Below are 23608 nucleotides of genomic sequence, written 5' to 3'. Positions count from 1 at the left end.
CTCCACTCGTCTAAAAGGACGAGGGAGCTGATTCGCGGTACCACCTTTTTACACAGGCAGAAAAACATGCCTGGCACTTCGTTGAGATAACGGCTTTAAACCGGCTTCCGCTACTGCTGATTTTCACGGAAACTGCTCAAGGGCGACATTCCTTTGTCTTGGCCTGGGAAATCTTTCAGCAGGTGATTTCCCTCTCTGGAGGCGAGTTTCAAAGTACTCTTCCCTTTCTCTGCATTTAAACTGTATTTACTATTATTAAATATAGTATAGGATTTTAATTCTGTTCGTCAATCATTATCGCCCATTTTTTAAAAAATAATGCAAAAAACTTTTCGGATATTTGGGGAACAAAAAAAGGACCCTCTCATAGAATAGTATAAACTTTGTTAGGAGGAGATCCAATGCGGAAAAAATATAACCCATATACCCTGCCTCCTTGGCTTCGTACATGCCGGATGGTATGTAAGCAGTTTAGTGTTCCTTTCTGCATTTTTCAGGGGATTAGGACGATACTTATTCCAACCACCTTTGATGTATTGCTGCTTTCCATTTTCATTTTGCTTGCCGTTGCTCTTTATTTTGAATGGATATAAAAAGGAGCTTCAGCCTGTTAAGAGGATGAAGCTCCTTCTTGTGCATTTTGTTTTGCTTCTTTGTTCCGCTGCTCCCACTCCTCCCACTTCATGACGATATACTCGGTGTTTTTTAGAAGCCAGTAATGGTGCTGCAGTTTTCTTAAAAACTTAATTTCATTTCTTTTTTCGCGCGGGGTTTCATGATATTTTTTTACTACTGAAATCAATCCGCTCGGGTACGCAAGGTAGCTTAGGAACAACAGTTTTTCCTCATTTCTGAAGGAAAAATGACTGCAGTAAGTCATCAGCCAGTCAAAACATTCGTCATATGCTTTCGGATATGTCTTCAGTGTTCTCGATAAGAATGGAAGCAGATCATGGATGGGGGAGGAAATTCTTGTATTTTCAAAGTTGGAAAAGTAACCTGAACCCCTTTCATCGTATAAGAAATGCTCAGGAGAAATCTTTCCATGAACGACGACACTCCTGACCTTTTCAAGATCCTTCGAAACCTCATACCAGCTGTCAAACTTCTTTCTCGCAAACTTCAATGCCTGTGAAGCATCTCCGTAGAACATACAGTATGATAGCTGGAATGGAGACATATACCATTCCTTCTCACACAGCTCGATATATTCCTCTAAAAAATTCTGTTCTTTTTCCCACCTTTCATTCATCGTTTCATAATGTTCTTCACGTTCCTCTTTTCTTATTTTTTGTTCCTTGGAAGAGAGGGTGTGAAGCCTTGCCAGTTCACGAAAAAGCGTTTGATGCCTTTCAAAATGATTTTCTTTCACTTCATTCGCCAGCCAGGGCATTACATAATACAAATCATTTTCATGCCATACAGCGTACCGGCCATCTTGCGTAGGATAAATCGGCACAATCCGATGGTATCCAGATTGGAAAAGGTGCTGTACATTCCTGACAAAATCTACCCCAGTATCGGCAGGAATTTTTTTAACAGCAAGCGTACCCTTCTCCGTGTAAACTTTCACAATCTTGCCGAACTCTTCCACAAAATGTGGTTTTATACCATATGGCTTTAAGACAGCAGTTAAAATTTGGTCGTTAGCCATTCCCTTCACCTGCTTATTTAGTTATCTGTTTGCCTTTAAAAAGGTGGCTGTGTTAAAATCCGGCTCTGGCTTTATCTCACCGATGGTTGTGAAAGCTGGGAATTCTTACAACCCGCTCTTAATATATGCCTGTAAAAAACAGGAGAGCAAGGATCAGACCCTGCTCACCACAAGTTAATTTTTATAAACAGCTTCTTGAGGGATATACAAGACCTGACCTTCTGATACATCCTGGTGTGCTTCCAGGTGGTTAACACGCAGTAATTGCGGAATCGATAAATCATACTTGTCAGCAATCAGCTCAAGTGTTTCCCCTTGCTGGACGATGCAGACCTTCATTTTCGCGCCTCTTTCTTCATCTTTACGCGCAAAGAAATCAGTCAATGAAATTGTCTCATTCTTTTTCTTGAACAGAGGTTTTTTCTTCGATTCTTCAGCAGACGAGGAGGAGCTGCTTTCCTCTTCTTCTTCATACTCCGCTTCGACTGCCTCTACAGCCTCTTCTTCTTCAAACTCGATTTGTTCCCCTCTTGCATACTCAAATTCTTCCTCATCATATGAAAAAGTCGGAGGAGATTCCTTTTTGGCTTCATAAGAGATAGGGATCACAACTTCTTCCTCTTCTTCAGGAGCCTTTCTTCCTTCTATGGTAAACGGCTCATAAGTATCCTCTTCATATTCTTCTGTCTGCTGGTCTTCGTAATCCACTTCTGTTTTGACTTCTTCTTCGTCTCTATCAACTTCGTACACTGTTTCTTCCAGGTCGTCGAAAGATTCCTCTTCCTCCACTTCCTGTAACACCCCAGCAGCAGGTGCAGAACGGTAAACTGGTTCAATCACTCCATCTTCCGCTAGTTCAATCGGTGCATGGACCTGTTGTTCGCCATAAATGCCTGATATGGTGAGATCAGCATTCAGTTTCAGACATGCATTTTCAGGTACCACATAATCGAAAGAATCAACATAGACATCGATTTCTTCTAGGTTGGCGATACGGTTCTTTGGAATTGTTACATCCACAGGGAAACTATGGGCAAACTCACATTCGCCTTTTTCTCTGTGCTCGACTCGTTGCACATACTTTCCATTATGCTGAAAGTCATACCAGTTTCCAGGCTCCTCCTCTTCATTTGAACCAGATGGTAAGTATTCACCTGTTAAATCCAGTGTTCCCCGGATTAATACGTATTGTTCCTGCTCCTGGATCGTTATATGGGGATCTAAGGAGATGGAAAGCAATTCTTCTACTTCCTGTCCTTTTTTAAACCAAACAGCTTCTTCCAGTGAAAATCGCAAGCACGATTGTTGTTCTTGTGACAAAGAAAACTCCTCCTTTCAATTCCGTTACAAGGTATATCAATGTCATTATCAACTTATGAGGAGGAGCGGCAGAATATGAATTGATTTTTAGTGAAAATAGGTTTTGAATAATTAATTTATGCGTTTTTTCAATAGTTGTTCAGATGGGTTGGATATGATTTCCGCTACAGGCGTACGACTCCGCGGGGCGGACGTTGAGCCTCCTCGGCTTTGCTTGCTTAAAAAGTGGAAGCGCACTGTTCAGCCCCGACAGGCAAATGTTCCTCAGCGAAAAAAAGGTGGTGTTTCCTTTTATTCTCTGAGGGTTATTTGATCCCGAGGGGCTGGGTTACGTTCCAGTAGGTACGTAACCTTGGTGCTGGAACTAGACGTCCCGCTAATCCCGCAGGAGTCAAGCATCTTCCGGTCCAATCAAACAAAAAACTGTCATTGAAAATATTGATTTTTATAAATTTCTTCTTCCTAATTTCAGGGAAACAGCTGCCAAACAACTACTTTCAAACATATGCGTGTTTCTATTTCTATAATAAAAAAGACAAAGCCACCGAACGGCTCTGTCTTTGTATGATTTAACCTTTAATCTTTTGAAATGCTTTTTCTGCAGCTTGGATGGTTTTCTCGATGTCTTCATCGGTATGTGCTGTGGAAAGGAATAATCCTTCAAACTGTGAAGGCGGAAGGAAGACGCCTTCGTTTGCCATTTCGCGATAGTAGGCTGAGAAGAGCTCAAGGTCTGAACTCTTTGCTCCCTCGTAATTCTTCACTTCTTCGTTCGTAAAGAAGATACCGATCATGGAACCTGCACGGTTGATTGTATGAGGAATCTCATATTTTTCAGCAGCTGCATGGAGGCCTTCTTCGAGTCTGTCCACTTTTCTTTCAAATTCCTTATAGCTTTCAGGCGTCAGCTGGCTCAATGTTTCATAACCTGCAGTCATAGCAAGCGGATTACCTGATAGCGTACCCGCTTGATAGATAGGACCGCTCGGTGCAATCCTTTCCATGATCTCCGCTTTACCGCCATATGCACCTACAGGCAGACCGCCGCCGATTACTTTACCAAGGCAGGTAAGATCAGGCGTCACACCGTAATATCCTTGAGCACAATTATAACCTACACGAAAACCAGTCATGACTTCATCAAAGATCAACAATGACCCGTGTTTCTCAGTGATTTCCCGAAGTGATTCCAAGAATCCAGGCTGTGGAGGAACAACCCCCATATTCCCAGCAACTGGTTCTACGATAACGCCGGCAATATCCTCCCCAAATTGTTCAAATGCATATCGCAGGCTTTCCAGATCATTGTAAGGAACTGTAATAGTGTTTTCTGCAACACCTGCAGGGACTCCAGGACTATCCGGCAATCCTAAAGTAGCCACTCCTGAACCGGCTTTGATCAGCAGGGAATCCCCGTGACCGTGGTAACAGCCTTCAAATTTAATGATTTTGTTCCGTCCTGTGTATCCTCTTGCAAGGCGCAGTGCACTCATGGTTGCTTCAGTACCGGAAGAAACCATACGTACGATTTCAATGGATGGTACACGTTCAATTACAAGCTCAGCAAGCTTGTTTTCCACCAATGTTGGTGCGCCAAAGCTTGTACCAAGTTCAGCAACTTCTTTAATGGATGCAACCACTCTTTCATTCGTGTGGCCAAGGATTAATGGTCCCCAGGACAGTACATAATCGATGTATTCATTGCCGTCGATGTCATAAATCTTGGAACCTTTCCCCTTTTCCATGAAGATGGGATCCATATCGACAGATTTAAAGGCGCGGACAGGGCTGTTTACCCCGCCAGGCATGACTTTAACTGCTTCTTTAAAAGCCTGTTTCGACTGATCATATGTGCGCATGATAAGTTCCTCCGTTTTCTTTAAAATTCGTCACTTTCCTCTGTGAAGGAAATGCCTGTTTTAAGTCTTACTGAGTATTATTCTTGATCCAGAGCTTATTCGCCTTTAATCCAGGCTGCTGCATCCTTAGCTGCATACGTGATGATCAGGTCTGCTCCTGCTCTTTTCATGCTCGTCAATTTTTCCATGACCATCGCTTTTTCATCAACCCAGCCGTTTGCCGCCGCAGCTTTGATCATCGAATATTCACCGCTTACATTGTAGGCAACTACTGGAACATTGAATTCATCTTTGACGTCTCGGATGATATCCAAATAAGACAGAGCCGGTTTTACAATTAAGAAATCTGCGCCTTCTTCTATATCGGATTGGGCTTCTCTAAGAGCTTCTCTTCTATTGGCAGGGTCCATTTGATACGTTCTGCGGTCTCCGAACTTAGGTGAACTGTGGGCTGCATCCCTGAATGGGCCATAAAAACTTGAGGAATATTTCACTGCATAAGACATGACCGGTACATCGATGAATCCTGCTTCATCCAACCCTTTTCTGATTGCCGCAACGAAACCGTCCATCATGTTGGAAGGAGCGATGATATCAGCTCCGGCTTCCGCCTGGCTGACAGCTGTTTTCGCAAGAAGATCGAGTGTCGGATCATTGAGAATTTTACCGCCTTCCACTATTCCGCAATGACCATGGCTCGTATATTGGCATAGACAAGTATCCGCAACGACTACCATTTCAGGATAATACTCTTTTACGAGGCGGGTGGCCTGCTGAACGATCCCGTTCGCGTCATAGGCACTTTTGCCAAGTTCATCTTTTTCTGCTGGCACACCAAACAAAATGATGGAATGAATGCCAAGGCTGTTCAGTTCATCCAATTCAGCTTTTAAGTAGTCCAATGAAATTTGATAGACACCCGGCATGGACGCAACTGGGTTCTTTACACTTTCACCTTCGACTACGAAAAGCGGATAGATTAAATCTTCTGTTCTCAAGAAATTTTCGCGCACCATTGCGCGTAAGTTCTCGGATTGGCGAAGACGGCGGTGACGATTGAACTTCAAATCTTTCATGCTTATTCCTCCCTATTCTCTTTCAAAGAGATAAAATAGTTAGCTAAGTCGTCTATCATATCTTCAACTGTATACCTTTCAGGGACGACTTGTACAGTCAAACCATATCTGCAGGCAGCCTCTCTTGTTACAGGGCCGATACAAACGACAGCCAGGCCATTCATTGCTTCATGCAATCCATTATCATTGACAATCTTCATAAATCCCCTGACAGTTGAAGGACTGGTAAACGTTACGGCAGAAAGCTTCTTTTCTTGCAATAAGCTACTCAATCTTTTTTCAATAGCATCCGGAAAAAAAGTTTCATAAGTAATCCACTCATCAATCGGCATGCTTCTCTCAGTAAAATAGGACGAAATGGTATCTTTCGCCAAGTTACCTTTAGAAAGAAGGACACGGCCTGCTTGCGGAAACGAATGGACAAACTCCTTCGCAAAATCAAAACCCGAATATAATTTAGGAACAAAATCCACTTGTATGCCATGGCTCTTCATGGCTCTACACGTTTTCTCCCCTACAGCAGCGAATTTAGTAGGGCTGCCCACAATTGAGAGATTATGTTCCTTCAATTTTTGGAAAAAGAAGTGAACGCCGTTTTTGCTAGTAAAAAAAATCCAATCATAGGATTTCAATTTTTCTAAATATGTACTTTCTTTTTCATCTTCATAAGGCCTGAAAGAGATTAGCGGGACAATATGGGGGATGCCCCCATACTGCTTGATAACATCCGCTATCCCTTTCGCCGCCTTTTCTTCCCGTGTAACGAGAATTTCTCTACCTGAAAGCGGTAAAGAGGAATCCATTACTGATCAAGCTCCTCTTTGACCTTATCAATAAGGGCCTTAGCTCCTCTTTCTGTCAGCAGTGCTGCAGCTTCTTCACCAACTTGTACAGGATCAGAGCCTGTAACAGTCTCTTTATAGATATCTTTCCCGTCTGGAGAAGCGACCAGCACCGTCAGTTTAACATCTTCCTCCTGAAGCAGTTCAGCATATCCTGCGATTGGAACTTGGCAGCCTCCTTCCATTTTATGAAGGAAGGTCCTTTCAGCTGTAACCGTCTTCGTTACTTGGTCTGATGCAAACTTGCCTAGCAAACCAAGAAGCTCTTCATCATCTTCGCGGCACTCAATCGACAGTGCTCCTTGCCCTACTGCAGGTACACAAACTTCGGGATCCAGGAATTCCGTTACCACATTCGAAGTCCAGCCCATGCGTGACAATCCTGCTGCTGCTAAAATGATTGCATCATAGTCCTCAGTCTCAAGTTTCCCCAACCGCGTATCAATATTGCCACGGATCCACTTGATTTCCAAATCAGGACGCTGAGCAAGGATTTGGGCACCTCTTCTCAAACTGCTTGTACCGATGATCGCTCCTGCAGGAAGATCAGCAAGCTTCACATGATCCTTGGAAATAAAGGCATCACGATGGTCCTCTCTTTCCGGGATACAGCCAATGCACAAGCCTTCAGGCAATTCTGCCGGCATATCTTTCATACTATGCACGGCCATATCAATTTCCTTATCGAGCATCGCTTGCTCAATTTCCTTTACAAACAACCCTTTTCCCCCGACTTTGGACAAAGTCACATCAAGGATTTGATCGCCTTTTGTAACGATTTCCTTTACTTCGAACTCAAACGAAGAATCCAATTCTTTCAATTGGCTGATGACCCAATTCGTTTGTGTTAATGCAAGCTTGCTTCGACGTGAACCTACTATTATTTTTCGCATTACGAACCTCCTAAGCTTATGAATACCAGAAATGGAATGAAGACAAACGGCTGACAAGCAGGAAGTTGATCAAGATTACCAGAAAAGCTCCTACGTTTAACAATGCCAGATTCTTGCCATAAACCTCTTTCCGTACTCGTAAATATAAAAATACACTGTAAATGATCAGCAATATGAATGAACCAATGATTTTCGGGTCGTACCATAGAAAGTCAGGCAGTTTGATAAACGCCCACTGAAGGCCGAGAATCAGACTCAACAGGAGCATCGCCACCCCGATGGCATTTAAGATATATGCCCCTTTTTCCAGTTTCGACAAATCACTGATCCGCCATAACCTCGGTCCCCACTTTTTCTCTTTGAGAAGCTTATATTGTAACAAGTAGAGCAGAGAGAACACAAAGGACAACGAAAAAGCCCCGTATGAAAGAATCGCCATGGTAATATGAATCAGCAGCAATTCCGAAACAAGCTGCTCTGCCATTGCATTGGATTCAACTTGTACAGGCGCAAATGTATGTATGGCCATAATGATGAACCCGAGAATATTTGTAAAGAATACCGTGAAGTCCACCCGGAGGACTCTGTTGATCGCAAGAGATAAAGTAATAAGTACCCATGCATAAAAATAAAGCCCTTCAAAAATGGTGAGGACCGGGAATCTGCCTGTACGCATCATATAAAGAAACAAAAAGATTGTTTGAAGAACCCAAACAATCGCAAGTAGCCAGAAGGCAAACGCATTTGCCTTCCGGTTTTTGTTTAAGAAATCAATAAAATAAAATAGAATACTGATAGCATACAGAACAATCATCAGTTCATGCAGCCTCGTCATTGTTTGTTCAAACATCGACTTTTAACCTCACTTATTGTTGAAAAGAAGGCTGGAGTTTAGCTGCTGCAACTCCTGTCTTTTCTTTCCCCTTGCTCTCAAGTGCTTCTGCCTCTGTCTGCAATTGTTCCTCGATGTTGAAAATCTTAATGAATAAGTCCAGCTTCTCCTGACCGTCAGGCAGTGCTGCCAATTCTTTCACCTGGAGAATGGGATCTTTCAATAACTGATTGATGATACTTTTTGTATGTTTGTTTAAGACTTTGCGCTCACGCTCAGTCAAATCAGGCATCTTGCGTTCAATGCTCTCCATTGTCTGTCCCTGAATCACTAAGGCTTTTTCTCTAAGAGCAGAAATAACCGGCACGACTCCAAGCATATTGAGCCATTCTTTGAAAGCGACAATTTCCGCTTCAATCATGATGCCAATGGACTCTGCTGCTTTCTGTCTTTCAGCCATATTCGATTGGACAATGCCTTCCAAGTCATCGATGTCATATAAAAATGCACTTTCCAGACTTTCGATGGCAGGATCGATATCCCTGGGAACAGCAATATCCACCATGAACAATGGACGCCCTTTCCTCATGCGTTCCACTTCGACCATTTGATCTTTTGTGATCACATATTCTTTGGCACCTGTCGAACTAATCAAGATGTCAGCTTCAACCAGTGCACATTGAAGTTCCTGCAATGTTTTGGCGTTTCCCTTGAACTTATCTGCCAAAGAAACAGCTTTTTCAAACGTACGGTTGATGACCGTCACTTTAGTAGCACCGCTGCCATGCAAGTTCTTGATCGCCAACTCTCCCATTTTACCGGCCCCAAAGATCAGCACATGCTTCCCGCTTAAATCACCAAAGATTTTCTTCGCGAGTTCTACTGCAGCATAGCTGACAGAAACCGCATTAGAACCTATTTCTGTTTCTGAATGGGCTTTCTTTGCCAGTGTAATGGCTTGTTTGAAAAGATGATTGAAAACAGTGCCGGTTGTACCTGATTCCTGGGCAGATAAAAAGCTCGACCTAATTTGGCCAAGTATCTGTGTTTCCCCGACAACCATGGAATTCAAGCCGCATGTTACATTAAATAAGTGCTCAACAGCACCATCCTGCTCATATATAAACAAATAAGGAGTAAACTCCTCTTTATCAATATCAAACCATTGGGATAAAAATTCCTTAATATAATAACGACCTGTATGAAGCTGATCTACGACCGCATATACTTCCGTCCTGTTACATGTAGAAACGATCACATTCTCAAGGATACTCTTTTTCCCCTTAAGCGTTTCCATCGCTCTTTGCAGGTCTGCTTCATTAAAAGATAAACGTTCACGAATCTCGACAGGGGCCGTTTTGTAATTTATACCGACTGTAATAATGTGCATGACAGAAATGACACCCCCAAATAATCATTAACTCTAGTATAACATGTCCGACAAATATCCCATTTAAATAAATGTGAACATAAGATGAAACCTGTGGTACCATTAAGTGTAAAGACGGCTCTTTCAGATCTGACAGGCGTTGATGCTTTCAACAGATAAGGGCGCTTTTTGCCCTTGGCTGTTGAAACATAACGACCCGAGGACCTAGCCGTCTGCACCGGATACCATTAAGTGTAGAAGCGGCTCTCTCAGGCCCGACAAGCGCTGATGGGCCACCAGATGAGGACGCTCTTTGCCCTTGGCTGTTGAAACATAACGACTCGAGGGCCTAGCCGCTGATACCGGATACCATTAAGTGTAAAGACGGCTCTTTCAGGTCCGACAGGCGTTGATTCTTACAACAGATGAGGACGGCTCATTGACATCCTATGCTAAGAAACGCAGCCCCGGATAGCCAGTTGTATATCCGCACGTGCCATATTTCATATACGTTGTATACCCGTTTTCAGACATTTATATAAAGACTTACATAAATATATTCTTTTCGACATAGTTTCCTATGTTAGATTAACAAATACAAACCCAATATTCAAGTATACAAATCGGAGGCAATTATGAAAGGACAACGACTTTTTCCAGGTATGATATTAATAGGGTTCGGCATCTATTTTTACCTTCAGCAATCGAACATTATGTTATTCAGGGAGTTTTATACATGGCCGACACTGCTGATCATTGTTGGTGCCGCCTTCCTTGCTCAAGGGTATAAAGGCAGGGATTACGAATCCATCCTGCCTGGTACCATCCTCACCGGATTCGGCTTGCATTTCCACATTGTAAATAAGGTTGCCATCTGGCCGGATCATATAGGGACCTTCATTCTGATTATTTCACTCGGCTTTCTGCTTAGGTATCAGAAAACAGGCAGCGGTCTGTTTCAAGGAGTCCTATTTCTTATTCTAGCTATTATTCTTTTGTTTTATGATAAAGTTTTAATGTGGCTTGGCCTTCTGCAGGGCGGAGTGAATGTCATTCGTGACTTCTGGCCGCTTATCATCGTCTTGATTGGCGTCTATCTATTATTTATCAAGAAAAAATAAAACAGGAACCGGCTTCGGTTCCTGTTTTGTCGTTTATAATAGGCTGTTTTCGTTTAGATGGTTAAATAGCAAAGTTAAAGAAAAGAGTCTTATAATATGGAATCGAGAAATTCTTTTGTCCTCTGCTCCTTGGGATTCCCGAACAGTTCCTCTGGAGGTCCAACCTCAACGATCCGGCCGTCATGCATGTAGACAACCCAATCAGCCACTTCACGGGCAAATCCCATTTCATGAGTAACGACTACCATTGTCATTCCTTCAAGAGCCAGTTCTTTCATCGTGGATAGAACTTCCCCTACCAGTTCCGGATCGAGGGCTGAGGTCGGTTCATCAAACAGCATAATATCCGGTTTCATAGCGAGAGCCCTTGCGATTGCAACACGCTGTTTTTGACCTCCGGATAACTTGGAAGGATATACATCCGCTTTTTCCTTCAAACCGACTTTGCTCAAGAGTTCCATTGCTTCTTCTTTGGCCTTCACCTTGGAAATCTTCTTCACTTGTACAGGTGCTTCCATGACATTTTCCAACACAGTTTTATGAGGAAAAAGATAGAAATGCTGAAAAACCATTCCCACTTTTGCCCTGACTTCATTTAAATCATGAGTACCCCTGTTCACTTCTTCTCCCTCGATAATGATCTTTCCGCTATCTTTAATCTCAAGGAAGTTCAAGCATCGGAGCAGTGTGCTTTTTCCGGAACCACTCGCTCCTATAAGACAAACTACATCACTTTCTTTTACATTAATATCTATATCCTTTAACACATGAAGATCACCAAAGGATTTATTCAGTTTTTCTACTTTAATCATTTCCTGGGTCAAATTATATCCCTCCACTTGTTTTGGAAGTCAGTTTCATTAGTCACTTAAAGACATACGTTTTTCTACAAAGTTTACAATCACTGAGAAGAACAGAACCAACACTAGATAATAAACGGCTACAATCAATAAATATGTCATGTAATCGAAATTGTTAGATCCGAGTGTTGTTGCCACACTGAAGAGCTCGTACATGCCGATGAAGGAGGCAAGCGAAGAATCCTTCAGTGCAATGATAAATTGGTTACCAAGCGGCGGAAGCGCTCTTCGGAATGCCTGCGGAAGAATGATTCTTCTCATCGTCAATCCATTGGACATCCCCAGGGAGCGGCCCGCTTCCATCTGCCCTTTATCGATTGACTGGATTGTACCTCTGAAGATTTCCGCAATGTATGCCCCATTATGGAAAGCAAGTCCCAGCACTACCGACCAGAAGCCGGAAATCTGAAGAGCTGTCAGTCCAAAGTAGAAGATGAATATCTGGACGATCAACGGTGTACCACGCACTACGAATATGTAGATATCAGCAATGATTTCAAGAACTTTCATCTTGGAAATCTTCAAAAATGCAAAAAATAAACCTATGAATATAGCAATAAATACGGATACCACTGTCAGCTCAAATGTTAACAGCATCCCTTTCAGGAAAACATCAATGGTACCTGTGAATGTTTCAAAAAAGTTCACCCTATTCCCTCCTGTGTCTTATTTTTTCCAGCCACTTACCTTGCGGCGTTGCTGCATGAGGTTTAGATATTTACGGATAGAAAAAGCGAATGCGCAAAAAAAGTGCACATCCGCCCTAAATTTGATGATGTTTATTCTTCTCCCTCAGGGTCAGTTGTAATGTCTTCTCCGAAATATTTTTTACTGATTTCTTCCAGTGTTCCGTTTTCTCTAAGTGTTTCCAAAGCTTCGTTAATCGCTTCCAGAAGCTCATCATTATCTTGAGCAACAGCTATCGCCTGTTCACTGCGTCCGAGCAATTCCCTGGTATCGATTTCAAGTCCCGCACCGATGGCTTCTTTACCAGTGACAAAGTCAGTGATGACAGCATCATGCTTTCCTTTGCTCAAAGCTTCAAGGGCAACGACATCACTGTCATATGTCTTGATATTTTCCGTTACTTCACTCGCTGTATCTGCATAGGTAGATCCTTTTGAAACAGCAATTTCCATACCTTCTAGATCTTCCAGTGTTTCTACATCACTGTCAGGACGAACAAATATTTGTGGACCTGAGTAATAGTATGGTGTGGAGAAATCTACTTTCTCAGCCCGCTCATCTGTAATTGTATGGCTGGCTACTGCTGCATCAAAACGGCCTGCCTGAACACCTTCAACAATACCCGCGAACTTGAATTTCTTCTGTTCCGGATCGAGGCCCAGTTCTTTTGCAACTGCCTCAGCTACTTCGATATCAAATCCTGTCATTGTTCCATCTCCGCTGGTAACACTGAACGGTTTGAATTCACCGGATGCTGCATATGTAAACTTTCCTTCATCAACTAAGTCCAACCCGCTGTCTGATGCACTTCCAGAACCAGTCTCACTGGTACCGCAGCCCGAAATTAAAACGGCTGATAATGATAATGCTGCAAAACTAAATAATTTTTTCATTTTTCTTTAGTTCCCCCTCTAATCTTTTTTAGACCCTAGATATTATGGTAGCAAACTAATGTATAATTCACAAAATTCAAATTTAATGATAAGTCTGTAAATTCAAGTGAATACAGGCCTTAGGTCAAGCAAGCCACTCTATTCCTTTTAAATACATTCATTTGCCCATAAATCCTTACTTTTCCTTTCCCTGCTTCGATATGTTCCAAACATCAGAAAAGTAATTCAATTGATAATATTGGAATTACTTATTAATTGCATTAAAAAAAGAGATATCCACTATGGATATCCCTTTTAAATACCTATCGTCTTGAATTAAGCGCCGCCCACACCTGGTCCTTGCCTAAGCCTGTTTCTGATGAAAAGAGGATGATCTCATCTCCCTCTTCAATATCAAGCGCCTCTTTCGTGACTTTCAAGTGCTTTTGCCATTTCCCTTTCGGAATCTTATCAGCCTTTGTGGCGATAATGACACATGGGATGCCATTATGCTTCAAGAAATCATACATCATAATGTCATCCTCAGTAGGGGGATGACGCAAGTCCACAATTTGAATCACAGCTTTCAACTGTTCTCTCATTGTGATATAGGTTTCGATCATTCTTCCCCATGCTTCACGTTCTTTTTTGGATACTTTGGCAAACCCATAACCGGGAACATCGACAAAATACAAACTCTCTTCAATTTTATAAAAGTTTAGAGTCTGCGTCTTTCCTGGTCTGGATGATATCCTTGCCATGCTTTTACGTCCGATCATCCGGTTGATAAACGACGATTTCCCGACGTTGGAGCGGCCTGCCAGAGCAAACTCCGGCAAAAATTCTCCCGGATACTGCTCTGGCCTTACAGCACTTATTACAAGTTCTACATTATTTACTTTCACTTCTCTCACCTACTAAAGCTGTTTCTAATACTTCTTCTATATGGGAAACCGGTACAAACTTTAGATCCTTTCTGACACTTTCAGGGATATCATCAATATCCTTTTCATTGTCAATCGGAAGAATGATGGTTGTAAGTCCCGCACGATGTGCACTTAGCGTCTTTTCCTTCAGCCCGCCAATAGGAAGGACACGCCCTCTTAGTGTGATTTCTCCAGTCATACCAATTTCACGCTTTATTTCCCGCCCGGTCAAGGCTGACACAAGGGCAGTTGCGATAGTAATACCGGCTGAAGGACCGTCCTTAGGCACTGCCCCTTCTGGAACATGTATATGGATGTCATATTTTTCGTGGAAATTTTCTTCAAGTTTCAGCTCATTTGCTTTTGACCTAACATAACTGAAAGCAGCTTGAGCGGATTCTTTCATTACATCACCGAGTTTACCTGTTAAAACCAGCTTGCCTTTACCCGGAGAAAGAGATACTTCTATCTGCAAGGTGTCTCCCCCTACAGAGGTATAAGCTAATCCGGTAGCAACACCTACCTGATTTTCTGATTCTGCCTGGCCATAACGGAATTTCTTCTTTCCCAGGAATTCTTCAATATTCTTTTCTGTAATGATGACTTTCTTTTTCTCTCCTGAGACGATGACTTTCGCTGTTTTACGGCATAAAGTTGCCAGCTGCCGCTCCAATCCCCTGACACCGGCTTCTCTTGTATAATAACGGACAACTGCTTCAAGAGCGTCTTCCCTTACTTGAAGCTGAGATTTGGTTAGGCCGTTCTCTTTGATTTGTTTTGGCAGGAGATGGTTCTTAGCGATGTTAATCTTTTCAAGTTCTGTATAACCGGCAATTGTAATAATCTCCATACGGTCACGCAAAGGCCCCGGAATCGTAGAAAGATCGTTTGCCGTGGCAAGGAACATGACCTTTGATAGATCATATGTTTCCTCAATGTAATGATCACTGAAGTTGGAATTTTGTTCAGGATCCAATACTTCCAGCATAGCAGAGGAAGGATCTCCCCTGAAATCGCTGGACATCTTATCAATTTCATCCAGAAGGAAAACCGGGTTGATGGTTCCCGCTTTCTTCATACCTTGGATAACTCGGCCCGGCATCGCCCCTACATAAGTACGTCTATGGCCGCGGATTTCCGATTCATCACGCACACCGCCGAGTGAAACGCGGACAAAATTTCTTCCAAGGGATTCCGCCACAGATTTAGCGAGACTTGTTTTACCGACACCAGGAGGTCCTGCAAGGCAAAGAATTGGACCTCTTAAGGATTGCGTCAGTTTTTGGACAGCCAGATATTCCAGCACACGTTCCTTTACCTTTTCAAGCCCAAAATGCTCGCGGTTAAGGATTTCCTCTGCCTTTTTAATATCAAGGTCATCCTCTGTCTGTGCAGACCATGGAAGAGAAATAAGCCACTCGATATAGTTCCTGATGACAGAGCTTTCAGCAGAACTTGTCGGGACTTTTTCATATCTTCCCAGTTCTTTTAACACCGTTTTCTCAACCGATTCCGGCATCTCTGCTTCGGCAATTCGCTTGGTCAACTCTTCAATTTCGCCAGTCTTTCCTTCTTTGTCGCCAAGTTCCTTCTGGATAGCCTTCATTTGCTCTCTCAAGTAATATTCTTTTTGAGTGCGCTCCATTGAACGTTTGACACGCTGCCCGATTTTTTTCTCCAGATTCAATACTTCTTTTTCATTGTTGATCGTTTGAATCACAAGCTGAAGCCGTTCTTTAATATCCAGCGTTTCAAGGACATTTTGTTTTTCCTTCATCTTTAAAGGAAGGTGGGATGCGACAATATCAGCAAGCCTTCCAGGTTCGTCTATATCTGATACGGTTGAATACGTTTCAGCAGATACCTTTTTGGAAAGCTTTATGTATTGTTCGAAGTAATTCAAAAGCGTCCTCATTAGCGCTTCTGTTTCCGATTCTTTTTCATCACTGTCTTCATGTGTGAAAATGTTAACTTCATAAAACTTTTCTTCATTAGTAAAGTTACTTACTTCAGCTCTCTGAATACCTTCCACGAGCACCCGGATCGTTCCATTAGGAAGCTTAAGCATCTGTTTAACCTTTGTCAGCGTCCCCATTTTATAAAAATCGTCAACGCCTGGTTCATCTATATTCATATCCTTTTGGGTAGTCAGAAATATATATTGGTCATCCACCATTGCTTTTTCAAGCGCCTGTACTGACCGGTCACGTCCGACATCTAAATGAAGGACCATAGTTGGATAAACAAGCAAACCTCTTAATGGAAGGAGGGGAAGAGTTAATTCTTTTTGTTTTGCCATAAATACACCTCCAAATATTCTTGCCCTTTTGCTTCTGATAAGTCTTTGTACAATTCTATCTTATTTATAAATAAGTGTCCATTTTATAGGGGCGGGGCTTTTTATAAGGCTCTTTTCTCAAACTTTGTTCTATTTAATATGAATTTCGAAAAATAAAGCCATCATTCACACGATATATCCTGGTAAGGCAGGAAGAAAAGAGCTGCTCTCCCTGTTCAGAGAGAAAAAACCTTGTACCAGGGGAAAAATCCGGCACTAGGGATTTTTCCAAAAGCAACAATCTATACGAAAACAGCCTTTTATAAAAGCAAATAGACCTATTCGAATATAAGAGGGAGGACTGTTGTACCCCCTCCCTCTCATTTTACCTATAAAAACTGTTTCCTTCATGAATTATGCTTAGGGTACACTTATCGTTTTCCTCTATAGGTGATGACTTAAACCGAAAATTCCTTCAGGAGATTATACGCTTTTCTTATTCACTTTATCATTGAATGCTATCTCTTCCTCCGGTTTTTCTTTATCGAGGGCAATGTTGAACACCTCTTGCAGGTGTTTTACCGGCTTCACTTCTATTCCCTCTATTTCCTGGAGAAGAGCCCCCATATTTTCATATGGAATGATAGCAGATTTAGCTCCAGCCAATTTAGCTGCCTTCACTTTAGGGTATACGCCTCCAACCGGTTTGACAAAACCATGGATACTGATTTCTCCCGTTAAAGCGATGTCAGATTTTACGGGGATTCGGTAAATTGCTGAATAGATTCCTGTAGCCATCGCAATTCCCGCTGATGGTCCGTCGACCGGTATGCCTCCCGGGAAATTGACATGGATATCATATTGGTCAGCAGGAACACCCATGGAGCGCAATACCGTCAGGACATTCTCAATTGATCCTTTCGCCATGCTCTTTCTTCTGATGGATTTTCCTTTGTCACCGATACTCTCTTCCTCTACAATACCTGTTATATTAACGCTTCCCTTATCAACTGCAGGGATGACCGTGACTTCAATCTCCAATAATGAACCTGTATTAGGACCAGTTACAGCTAGTCCGTTTACTAAGCCAATGACTGGTTTTCCATCAATTTTCCGATCCATTCGCGGGGAAAGCTGGCTGGATTGAATCATCCATTCAATATCCTTGTCATCAATGGATTGCCTGTTCTCCGTAATGGCAAGCCCGGCAACAATCTGCACCATGTTAACGGCTTCCCTCCCATTTCTGGCATAGGATGCAAGAAGCTCGACCCCTGCTTGGCTGATGGATATGTCCACTTTTTCAGAAGCATTCAAGGCAACTTCCATTACCTCTTCTTTATTCAATTCCCTGAAAAAGACCTCCATACACCTTGAGCGTATTGCGGGTGGAATTTCACTTGGTGTCCTCGTTGTAGCACCTACAAGCCTGAAGTCGGCAGGGAGGCCGTTTTTGAATATATCGTGGATATGAGTAGGTATTTGTGTGTTTTCTTCACTATAGTAAGCACTTTCCAAAAAAACTTTGCGATCTTCAAGTACTTTAAGTAATTTGTTCATCTGTATAGGGTGAAGCTCTCCTATCTCATCGATGAATAATACTCCCCCATGGGCATTGGTCACTGCACCTTGCTTTGGCTGGGGAATCCCGGCCTGTCCCATCGCTCCTGCTCCCTGGTAAATGGGGTCATGCACAGAACCGATTAATGGATCCGCAATCCCTCTTTCATCAAATCTGGCGGTTGTAGCATCCAATTCTACAAAGACAGAGGATTTCCTGAACGGGGATTTCATCTGGTCTTTCGCTTCTTGAAGAACCAGCCTTGCAGCTGCAGTCTTTCCGACACCAGGTGGTCCATAAATGAGGACATGCTGAGGGTTCGGGCCGCAAAGAGCCGCCTTTAATGATTTGATTCCATCCTCCTGCCCGACGATATCAGCAAAACTTTGCGGTCTTACTTTCTCCGACAACGGCTCAGATAAAGAGATGGATCGCATTTTTCTTAATTGTTCCATCTCTTTTTTCGACTCACGGTCAATCGAAACCTTTTGCGTTCTTTGACTCTTTAATAAGTTCCAAAAATATAAACCGATAATCACCCCGAAAAACAGTTGGATGATCAATGCAATTCCTGTCCAACTCATGCCTTTCCCTCCAGTAATAACTTGTTGTAAAATTTAGTATCTCCTCGAGACTGGCGGAATAAACAAGTTTTTCTGGTACACATTTGAAGTGTGGTTTTCCGTAGTGAATTTTCAAAACCGGGAGAATAAACGAAATAATTTCCGGGTAGACCAACAGAGTTTTCGCTTTTGGATGGCTGACTTCAAAAGTAATATGCGGAGAAAGGCAGATAATTACAATAAGTTTTTTAAGAAAGCCCATTTCAATTAGAACTGCTGAACTTTCACGCCTTACTTGGTAAAGATTTATTTTGTTTTACCACGGCTTATGTACTTACTATGCTTAATTACATCTCTTCATTCTTCTTCGACTACTTATGACTTACACTCGGCTTCTTGATACATCTCTTCGCTCTTCTTCGTCTACTTATGCACTTGCTTTCGGCTTCTTGATACACCACTTCACTCTTTTCTCACTACTTATGTACTTACTCTTGGCTCTTTGATACATCTCTCCACTCTTTTCTCACTACTTATGTACTTACTCTCGGCCCTTTGATACATTCTTGGTACATCTGTCCTCTCATCGCCTGCTACTCGTGTACTTACTATCCCCTTCATTCAAGCTATTGTACAAATAATGTGATCTATTCCCCTTTATAAAAAAAGTCCTCTCCGGCGTATAGCCGGGAGGACCTTTTATGATATATCTCTTATGCAGATGTCTTCTCTTCGTCGTTACCTTCAATAATTGTACCGTCTTCCAACAGAAGCTTTGGTGCTTCGCTATCTGTGACTGTACCTGGTGTAATGATACATTTTTTAATGTCTTCTCTTGAAGGAAGATCGAACATGACTTCAAGCATGATGCTCTCAATGATGGAACGCAGACCGCGGGCACCGGTTTTGCGTTCAATTGCTTTGTTGGCAATTTCTCTAAGTGCATCTTCTTCGAATTCCAATTCAACCTGATCAAGTTCAAGCATTTTTTGGTATTGTTTGACCAGGGCATTCTTCGGTTTAGTCAGGATTTCCACAAGCGCATCCTCATCAAGAGGCGTTAAGCTTGAGATAACCGGCAGACGACCGATGAATTCAGGGATCAAACCGAATTTCAATAAATCTTCAGGCACAACTTTTGCGAGTAAAGATTTATCATTGTCAACATTGACAGTCTTAGGATCAGAACCGAAACCGATGACTTTTTGGCCAAGGCGTCTCTTGACAATCTGCTCAATTCCGTCAAACGCTCCACCGCAGATGAACAGGATATTGGAAGTATCAATCTGGATGAATTCCTGATGAGGATGCTTTCTGCCTCCTTGAGGAGGAACACTTGCAACCGTACCTTCAAGAATCTTCAGCAATGCCTGCTGAACACCTTCACCTGAAACATCTCTAGTGATGGACGGGTTTTCAGATTTTCTGGCTACTTTATCAATTTCATCGATGTAGATGATGCCGCGTTCTGCTTTTTCTACATCATAGTCAGCAGCCTGGATCAGTTTTAACAAGATGTTTTCAACATCTTCCCCTACATATCCCGCTTCTGTAAGTGATGTAGCATCTGCAATAGCAAATGGTACATTCAGAATACGGGCCAATGTCTGGGCAAGAAGTGTTTTACCGCTTCCTGTAGGTCCAATCATGGCAATGTTACTTTTTGAAAGTTCAACATCATCCACTTTGCTGTTTGAATTGATACGTTTGTAATGGTTATATACCGCTACTGCCAATGATTTCTTAGCCTGTTCCTGGCCGATAACGTACTCATCAAGGATTTCCCTGATTTCTTTCGGTTTTGGAACATCTTTAAACTCAACTTCTTCTTCTGTTCCAAGCTCTTCTTCTACGATCTCGGTACAAAGCTCGATGCATTCGTCACATATATATACACCTGGTCCCGCTACTAGCTTACGGACCTGATCTTGTGTCTTACCACAAAAAGAACATTTCAACTGTCCTTTTTCATCGTTAAATTTAAACAATGAAATTCACCCCTTATAGAAAGCTATGTCGTTTCAAAAATTCAAGTTATGTATTGCATTTTATCATACTATATGTCCGGAAAGGAAATTAAACGACCTTACGATATTCTGCCCGCTTATTAAGCTTTATCCAAAAAACGTCTATCCTATTCCTGATTATGTGATTATGTAATTTGATTGTAAAGGTTTCCCTTTAGGGTAAGCCGGCAAGACCAATAGTTTTTTTCGTATTTTATAAAACAAGGCACGATTAAACTCGCGCCTTGTATCTATAGTTATTATTATGCAACAGTCTTGCTGTTATCCACAAGAACTTCTACAGCTTTGCGGATTTTAAGATCTGCTTTCAAGTTATCAAGACCGCCAAGAGCTTGCTTGATGTTGTCCGCAGCCATATTGTACTGTTCAGCCAGTTTGTTTACTTCTTCTTCTGCTTCTTCATCAGAAATTTCAAGGTTCTCTGCGTCAGCAATAGCTTCAAGAGTCAAGTTAGTGCGTACACGCTTTGCAGCATCCTCTTTCATTTGACCGCGAAGATCTTCTTCTTTTTGGCCAGAGAATTGGAAGTAAAGATCCAAGTTCATTCCTTGCATTTGAAGGCGTTGTTCGAACTCCTGCATCATGCGGTCAACTTCAGTGTCAACCATTGCATCAGGAATGTCCATTTCAGCATTTTCAGAAGCTTTTTCCACTAGCGTGTCACGAAGTGTTTGATCTGCTTCGTTTTTCTTGGATTCTTCAAGACGCTTTTGGATTTTTTCTCTTAATTGATCAAGAGATTCAACTTCTTCGTCTGCATCCTTCGCGAACTCATCATCAAGCTCAGGAAGTTCTTTTGCTTTAACCTCATGAAGTTTTGTCTTGAAAACTGCAGGCTTGCCAGCAAGTTCAGCAGCATGGTATTCCTCTGGGAAACTTACTTCAACTTCTTTCTCTGCTCCTGCTTCAAGACCTACCAATTGCTCTTCGAAACCAGGGATGAAAGAACCAGAACCTAATTCAAGAGAATAGTTTTCAGCTTTACCGCCTTCGAACGCTTCTCCATCAACGAAACCTTCGAAATCGATTACGACTGTATCGCCGTTTTCTGCTGCGCCTTCTTTAACAGCAAGTTCAGCTTGCTTTTCTTGAAGAGATTTCAATTCGTTCTCTACGTCTTCAGAAGTAACTTCTGTGTCCATTTTCTCTACTTCAAGACTTTTGTATTCGCCAAGTTTAACTTCAGGCTTAACAGTTACTGTCGCTTTGAAGATAAGCTCTTTGCCTTTTTCCATTTGTTCGATATCGATATCCGGACGATCAACCGGCTGGATGCCTGTTTCTTCAACAGCTTTTGCATAAGCTTCTGGAAGAATTACATCAAGTGCATCCTGGTATAGAGATTCTACACCAAAACGTTTTTCAAACATACCGCGAGGCATTTTACCTTTACGGAATCCAGGTACATTTACTTGCTTTACTACTTTTTTAAATGCAGCGTCTAAACCGTTGTTTACTGTATCTGCATCTACCTCAATTGTAAGAACCCCTTGGTTCCCTTCTTGCTTTTCCCATTTAGCAGACATACTTTTCCCTCCAACAATCTATAATTGATTATAGTTAATACAAAATAAATATTTAGATAGGTTTGCTATGTAACAAAAGCACTATCCCTTCGAATATGAAAAATCTTCACATTGCAACCATTATATTATAACATATGGAATCCTTCTTTCAACTCATAGCCGTAAAAACAAGTTTCCTATATTTGCTTACAGCACCGGGGAGGTCACCTTTTCCAGTTCAAGAATAAATGATTCAATAGATTTAATCACTGCATCATCTGTTTTTTCTTCATCCAGTCCTATATCTGAAGGATCTTCTCCATAAAGCTGGAGACCGTAAAGGAGATAAGCAATCGATACCTTCTCCGCAGGCCATTCAAACTCCCCCGGGTAAAGCAGGAAACTGTGACGGGTAAAGGTTTCTCTCACCTGCTGAAGCAAGGTAGGGTTTCTCTGTGCAACCAGATCCTCAATCCCTTCCGCCACTGAAGTAAAGTATTCGGTTTGGAACACCTCTTCCAGATTTGCAGGTATGCAGGTCATCACCTTGCCGAATTTCTTCACCTCTACCTCTTCATTGAAGCCATGCTCCCGAAGGACATTCACTATCATCGTTCCAATGAATGGGTGGGTTTCTTCATTTTTCAACGCTGTCAACAGTTCTGGAAGATACGGACGTATATTCCGGTTCACAAGCTCTGCCAAAATAAAGGTCTGCTCTTGCAGGTCTTTCCCTTCCAGGATTGTTTTTTCTTCAGTTACTTGAGCTTCATCAGGACGCCCAGGAGCAGGAGCCTCTTTTCCTTCAAGCACCCTTTTGCTGAATGACAGCAGTTTGCCGAAGTGCTCTTCTTTTTCAAAAGGGACTTCCTTCTCATCAAACAAAGCGCTCAAGGTGCTGACCACTTCATTATGTTCATTTAACTGTATAAGAATCATTACATATAATTCAACAACTTTAAAGTAGTCTCCTTGTCCTTCCAGGAGCAGTTCTCTGCAAATCTCTTTCGCGCGCTGATACTTTTTACCCTCATATAAAGCCACGACCAGGGCAGGTCCGACCTCTCCATCTTCCGGATCCATTTCATACGCCTGCTCCAAAAATTGCACAGCCTGGTCCAGATGACTGTTTTGAAGCGCATCTATCCCTTTTTCAAAAAGCCTCTCCTTCAACTGCGGAAAATAAACGATTTTATTATCTTTGCTACCTTTATTCATCACGTTACCGCCCTATATCATTAATTGATTTCAGTTTAGCAAAACTATGCGGAATAAACAAAAAGCAGGGGCTGGTTTTGCTGTCGATGATTAAGCCAGTCTTTCCAGAATACAAAAATAAACCCCTTCATCCAGTTAAGGCGAA

The 23608-nt window shown here is 42.2% G+C and carries 19 protein-coding genes and 1 other annotated feature; of the genes, 2 read left to right on the top strand and 17 right to left on the bottom strand.

Annotated features, from left to right (window positions below; genetic code table 11):
* Positions 1 to 11: 11 nt before the first annotated feature.
* Positions 12 to 239 (bottom strand) — a binding site (T-box leader).
* 162 nt (positions 240 to 401) lie between these two features.
* Entirely contained in the window at positions 402 to 593 is a 192-nt protein-coding gene (locus BSG1_RS09480; protein WP_006836791.1) for a hypothetical protein, read from the top strand.
* 17 nt (positions 594 to 610) lie between these two features.
* Here BSG1_RS09480 and ysxE read toward each other — a convergent pair whose 3' ends face one another.
* From ysxE to hemA, 8 genes are all read right to left on the bottom strand, one after another.
* A complete protein-coding gene (gene ysxE / locus BSG1_RS09475; protein ID WP_006836790.1) occupies positions 611 to 1654 on the bottom strand; it encodes a spore coat protein YsxE in 1044 nt (347 codons plus the stop codon).
* 174 nt (positions 1655 to 1828) lie between these two features.
* On the bottom strand, positions 1829 to 2974 hold the full coding sequence (gene spoVID / locus BSG1_RS09470) for a stage VI sporulation protein D (RefSeq protein ID WP_044022687.1): 1146 nt from the start codon (positions 2972 to 2974) through the stop codon (positions 1829 to 1831).
* A gap of 569 nt (positions 2975 to 3543) precedes the next feature.
* Positions 3544 to 4833, bottom strand: coding sequence for a glutamate-1-semialdehyde 2,1-aminomutase (hemL, locus tag BSG1_RS09465; RefSeq protein WP_006836788.1), 1290 nt, complete (start codon positions 4831 to 4833; stop codon positions 3544 to 3546).
* Positions 4834 to 4928: 95 nt separating this feature from the next.
* A complete protein-coding gene (hemB, locus tag BSG1_RS09460) occupies positions 4929 to 5909 on the bottom strand; it encodes a porphobilinogen synthase (protein ID WP_044022686.1) in 981 nt (326 codons plus the stop codon).
* 2 nt (positions 5910 to 5911) lie between these two features.
* Complete coding sequence (locus BSG1_RS09455) at positions 5912 to 6712, bottom strand: uroporphyrinogen-III synthase (RefSeq protein ID WP_006836786.1); 801 nt, start codon at positions 6710 to 6712, stop codon at positions 5912 to 5914.
* Positions 6712 to 7644: a hydroxymethylbilane synthase gene (hemC, locus tag BSG1_RS09450; protein WP_006836785.1), complete on the bottom strand. Its 933-nt coding sequence runs from the start codon at positions 7642 to 7644 to the stop codon at positions 6712 to 6714. Before hemC ends, BSG1_RS09455 begins: the two co-directional genes overlap by 1 nt.
* 16 nt (positions 7645 to 7660) lie before the next feature.
* Complete coding sequence (locus BSG1_RS09445) at positions 7661 to 8494, bottom strand: cytochrome c biogenesis protein (protein WP_006836784.1); 834 nt, start codon at positions 8492 to 8494, stop codon at positions 7661 to 7663.
* Between the two features lie 16 nt (positions 8495 to 8510).
* Positions 8511 to 9866: a glutamyl-tRNA reductase gene (hemA, locus tag BSG1_RS09440; protein WP_006836783.1), complete on the bottom strand. Its 1356-nt coding sequence runs from the start codon at positions 9864 to 9866 to the stop codon at positions 8511 to 8513.
* Positions 9867 to 10480: 614 nt separating this feature from the next.
* Here hemA and BSG1_RS09435 point away from each other — a divergent pair.
* Positions 10481 to 10966: a LiaI-LiaF-like domain-containing protein gene (locus tag BSG1_RS09435; RefSeq protein WP_006836782.1), complete on the top strand. Its 486-nt coding sequence runs from the start codon at positions 10481 to 10483 to the stop codon at positions 10964 to 10966.
* A gap of 89 nt (positions 10967 to 11055) precedes the next feature.
* On the opposite strand, the gene BSG1_RS09430 is transcribed toward BSG1_RS09435, so the two are convergent.
* The 9 genes from BSG1_RS09430 to BSG1_RS09390 form a co-directional block, all read right to left on the bottom strand.
* Complete coding sequence (locus BSG1_RS09430; protein WP_044022691.1) at positions 11056 to 11778, bottom strand: amino acid ABC transporter ATP-binding protein; 723 nt, start codon at positions 11776 to 11778, stop codon at positions 11056 to 11058.
* A gap of 48 nt (positions 11779 to 11826) precedes the next feature.
* The gene (locus BSG1_RS09425; RefSeq protein WP_006836780.1) at positions 11827 to 12474 is read right to left on the bottom strand and encodes an amino acid ABC transporter permease; all 648 of its coding nucleotides are present in this window, start codon (positions 12472 to 12474) and stop codon (positions 11827 to 11829) included.
* Between the two features lie 131 nt (positions 12475 to 12605).
* Positions 12606 to 13406, bottom strand: a complete 801-nt coding sequence (locus tag BSG1_RS09420) for a transporter substrate-binding domain-containing protein (protein WP_006836779.1) — start codon at positions 13404 to 13406, stop codon at positions 12606 to 12608.
* 302 nt (positions 13407 to 13708) lie between these two features.
* Positions 13709 to 14290, bottom strand: a complete 582-nt coding sequence (gene yihA / locus BSG1_RS09415; protein WP_044022685.1) for a ribosome biogenesis GTP-binding protein YihA/YsxC — start codon at positions 14288 to 14290, stop codon at positions 13709 to 13711.
* Positions 14277 to 16610 carry an endopeptidase La gene (gene lon / locus BSG1_RS09410; protein ID WP_006836777.1) on the bottom strand — a complete coding sequence of 778 codons (2334 nt, stop codon included), beginning with the start codon at positions 16608 to 16610 and terminating at the stop codon, positions 14277 to 14279. The genes yihA and lon overlap by 14 nt, the downstream gene beginning before the upstream one ends.
* A gap of 462 nt (positions 16611 to 17072) precedes the next feature.
* Entirely contained in the window at positions 17073 to 18734 is a 1662-nt protein-coding gene (lonB, locus tag BSG1_RS09405) for an ATP-dependent protease LonB (RefSeq protein ID WP_006836776.1), read from the bottom strand.
* A 692-nt stretch (positions 18735 to 19426) separates the two neighbouring features.
* Entirely contained in the window at positions 19427 to 20701 is a 1275-nt protein-coding gene (gene clpX, locus BSG1_RS09400; protein WP_006836775.1) for an ATP-dependent protease ATP-binding subunit ClpX, read from the bottom strand.
* A 281-nt stretch (positions 20702 to 20982) separates the two neighbouring features.
* Entirely contained in the window at positions 20983 to 22266 is a 1284-nt protein-coding gene (gene tig, locus BSG1_RS09395; RefSeq protein ID WP_006836774.1) for a trigger factor, read from the bottom strand.
* Positions 22267 to 22452: 186 nt separating this feature from the next.
* Positions 22453 to 23463, bottom strand: a complete 1011-nt coding sequence (locus BSG1_RS09390) for a tetratricopeptide repeat protein (RefSeq protein ID WP_006836773.1) — start codon at positions 23461 to 23463, stop codon at positions 22453 to 22455.
* Between the last annotated feature and the right edge of the window lie 145 nt (positions 23464 to 23608).

This window comes from Bacillus sp. SG-1 (genome assembly GCF_000181495.1).
GTDB lineage: Bacteria > Bacillota > Bacilli > Bacillales > Bacillaceae_B > Rossellomorea.
Note: the sequence above shows the minus strand (reverse complement) of the source record. Positions and strands in the feature narration are given on the sequence as shown.

Excerpts from the sequence above, each read along its gene's own strand:
- hemA (WP_006836783.1), bottom strand. The coding sequence starts at position 9,866 with ATGCACATTATTACAGTCGGTATAAATTACAAAACGGCCCCTGTCGAG.
- BSG1_RS09420 (WP_006836779.1), bottom strand. The coding sequence starts at position 13,406 with ATGAAAAAATTATTTAGTTTTGCAGCATTATCATTATCAGCCGTTTTA.
- hemB (WP_044022686.1), bottom strand. The coding sequence starts at position 5,909 with ATGAAAGATTTGAAGTTCAATCGTCACCGCCGTCTTCGCCAATCCGAG.
- BSG1_RS09480 (WP_006836791.1), top strand. The coding sequence starts at position 402 with ATGCGGAAAAAATATAACCCATATACCCTGCCTCCTTGGCTTCGTACA.
- ysxE (WP_006836790.1), bottom strand. The coding sequence starts at position 1,654 with ATGGCTAACGACCAAATTTTAACTGCTGTCTTAAAGCCATATGGTATA.
- lonB (WP_006836776.1), bottom strand. The coding sequence starts at position 18,734 with ATGAGTTGGACAGGAATTGCATTGATCATCCAACTGTTTTTCGGGGTG.
- BSG1_RS09435 (WP_006836782.1), top strand. The coding sequence starts at position 10,481 with ATGAAAGGACAACGACTTTTTCCAGGTATGATATTAATAGGGTTCGGC.
- BSG1_RS09430 (WP_044022691.1), bottom strand. The coding sequence starts at position 11,778 with ATGATTAAAGTAGAAAAACTGAATAAATCCTTTGGTGATCTTCATGTG.
- lon (WP_006836777.1), bottom strand. The coding sequence starts at position 16,610 with ATGGCAAAACAAAAAGAATTAACTCTTCCCCTCCTTCCATTAAGAGGT.
- hemL (WP_006836788.1), bottom strand. The coding sequence starts at position 4,833 with ATGCGCACATATGATCAGTCGAAACAGGCTTTTAAAGAAGCAGTTAAA.
- hemC (WP_006836785.1), bottom strand. The coding sequence starts at position 7,644 with ATGCGAAAAATAATAGTAGGTTCACGTCGAAGCAAGCTTGCATTAACA.
- BSG1_RS09455 (WP_006836786.1), bottom strand. The coding sequence starts at position 6,712 with ATGGATTCCTCTTTACCGCTTTCAGGTAGAGAAATTCTCGTTACACGG.
- BSG1_RS09445 (WP_006836784.1), bottom strand. The coding sequence starts at position 8,494 with ATGTTTGAACAAACAATGACGAGGCTGCATGAACTGATGATTGTTCTG.
- BSG1_RS09390 (WP_006836773.1), bottom strand. The coding sequence starts at position 23,463 with ATGAATAAAGGTAGCAAAGATAATAAAATCGTTTATTTTCCGCAGTTG.
- tig (WP_006836774.1), bottom strand. The coding sequence starts at position 22,266 with ATGTCTGCTAAATGGGAAAAGCAAGAAGGGAACCAAGGGGTTCTTACA.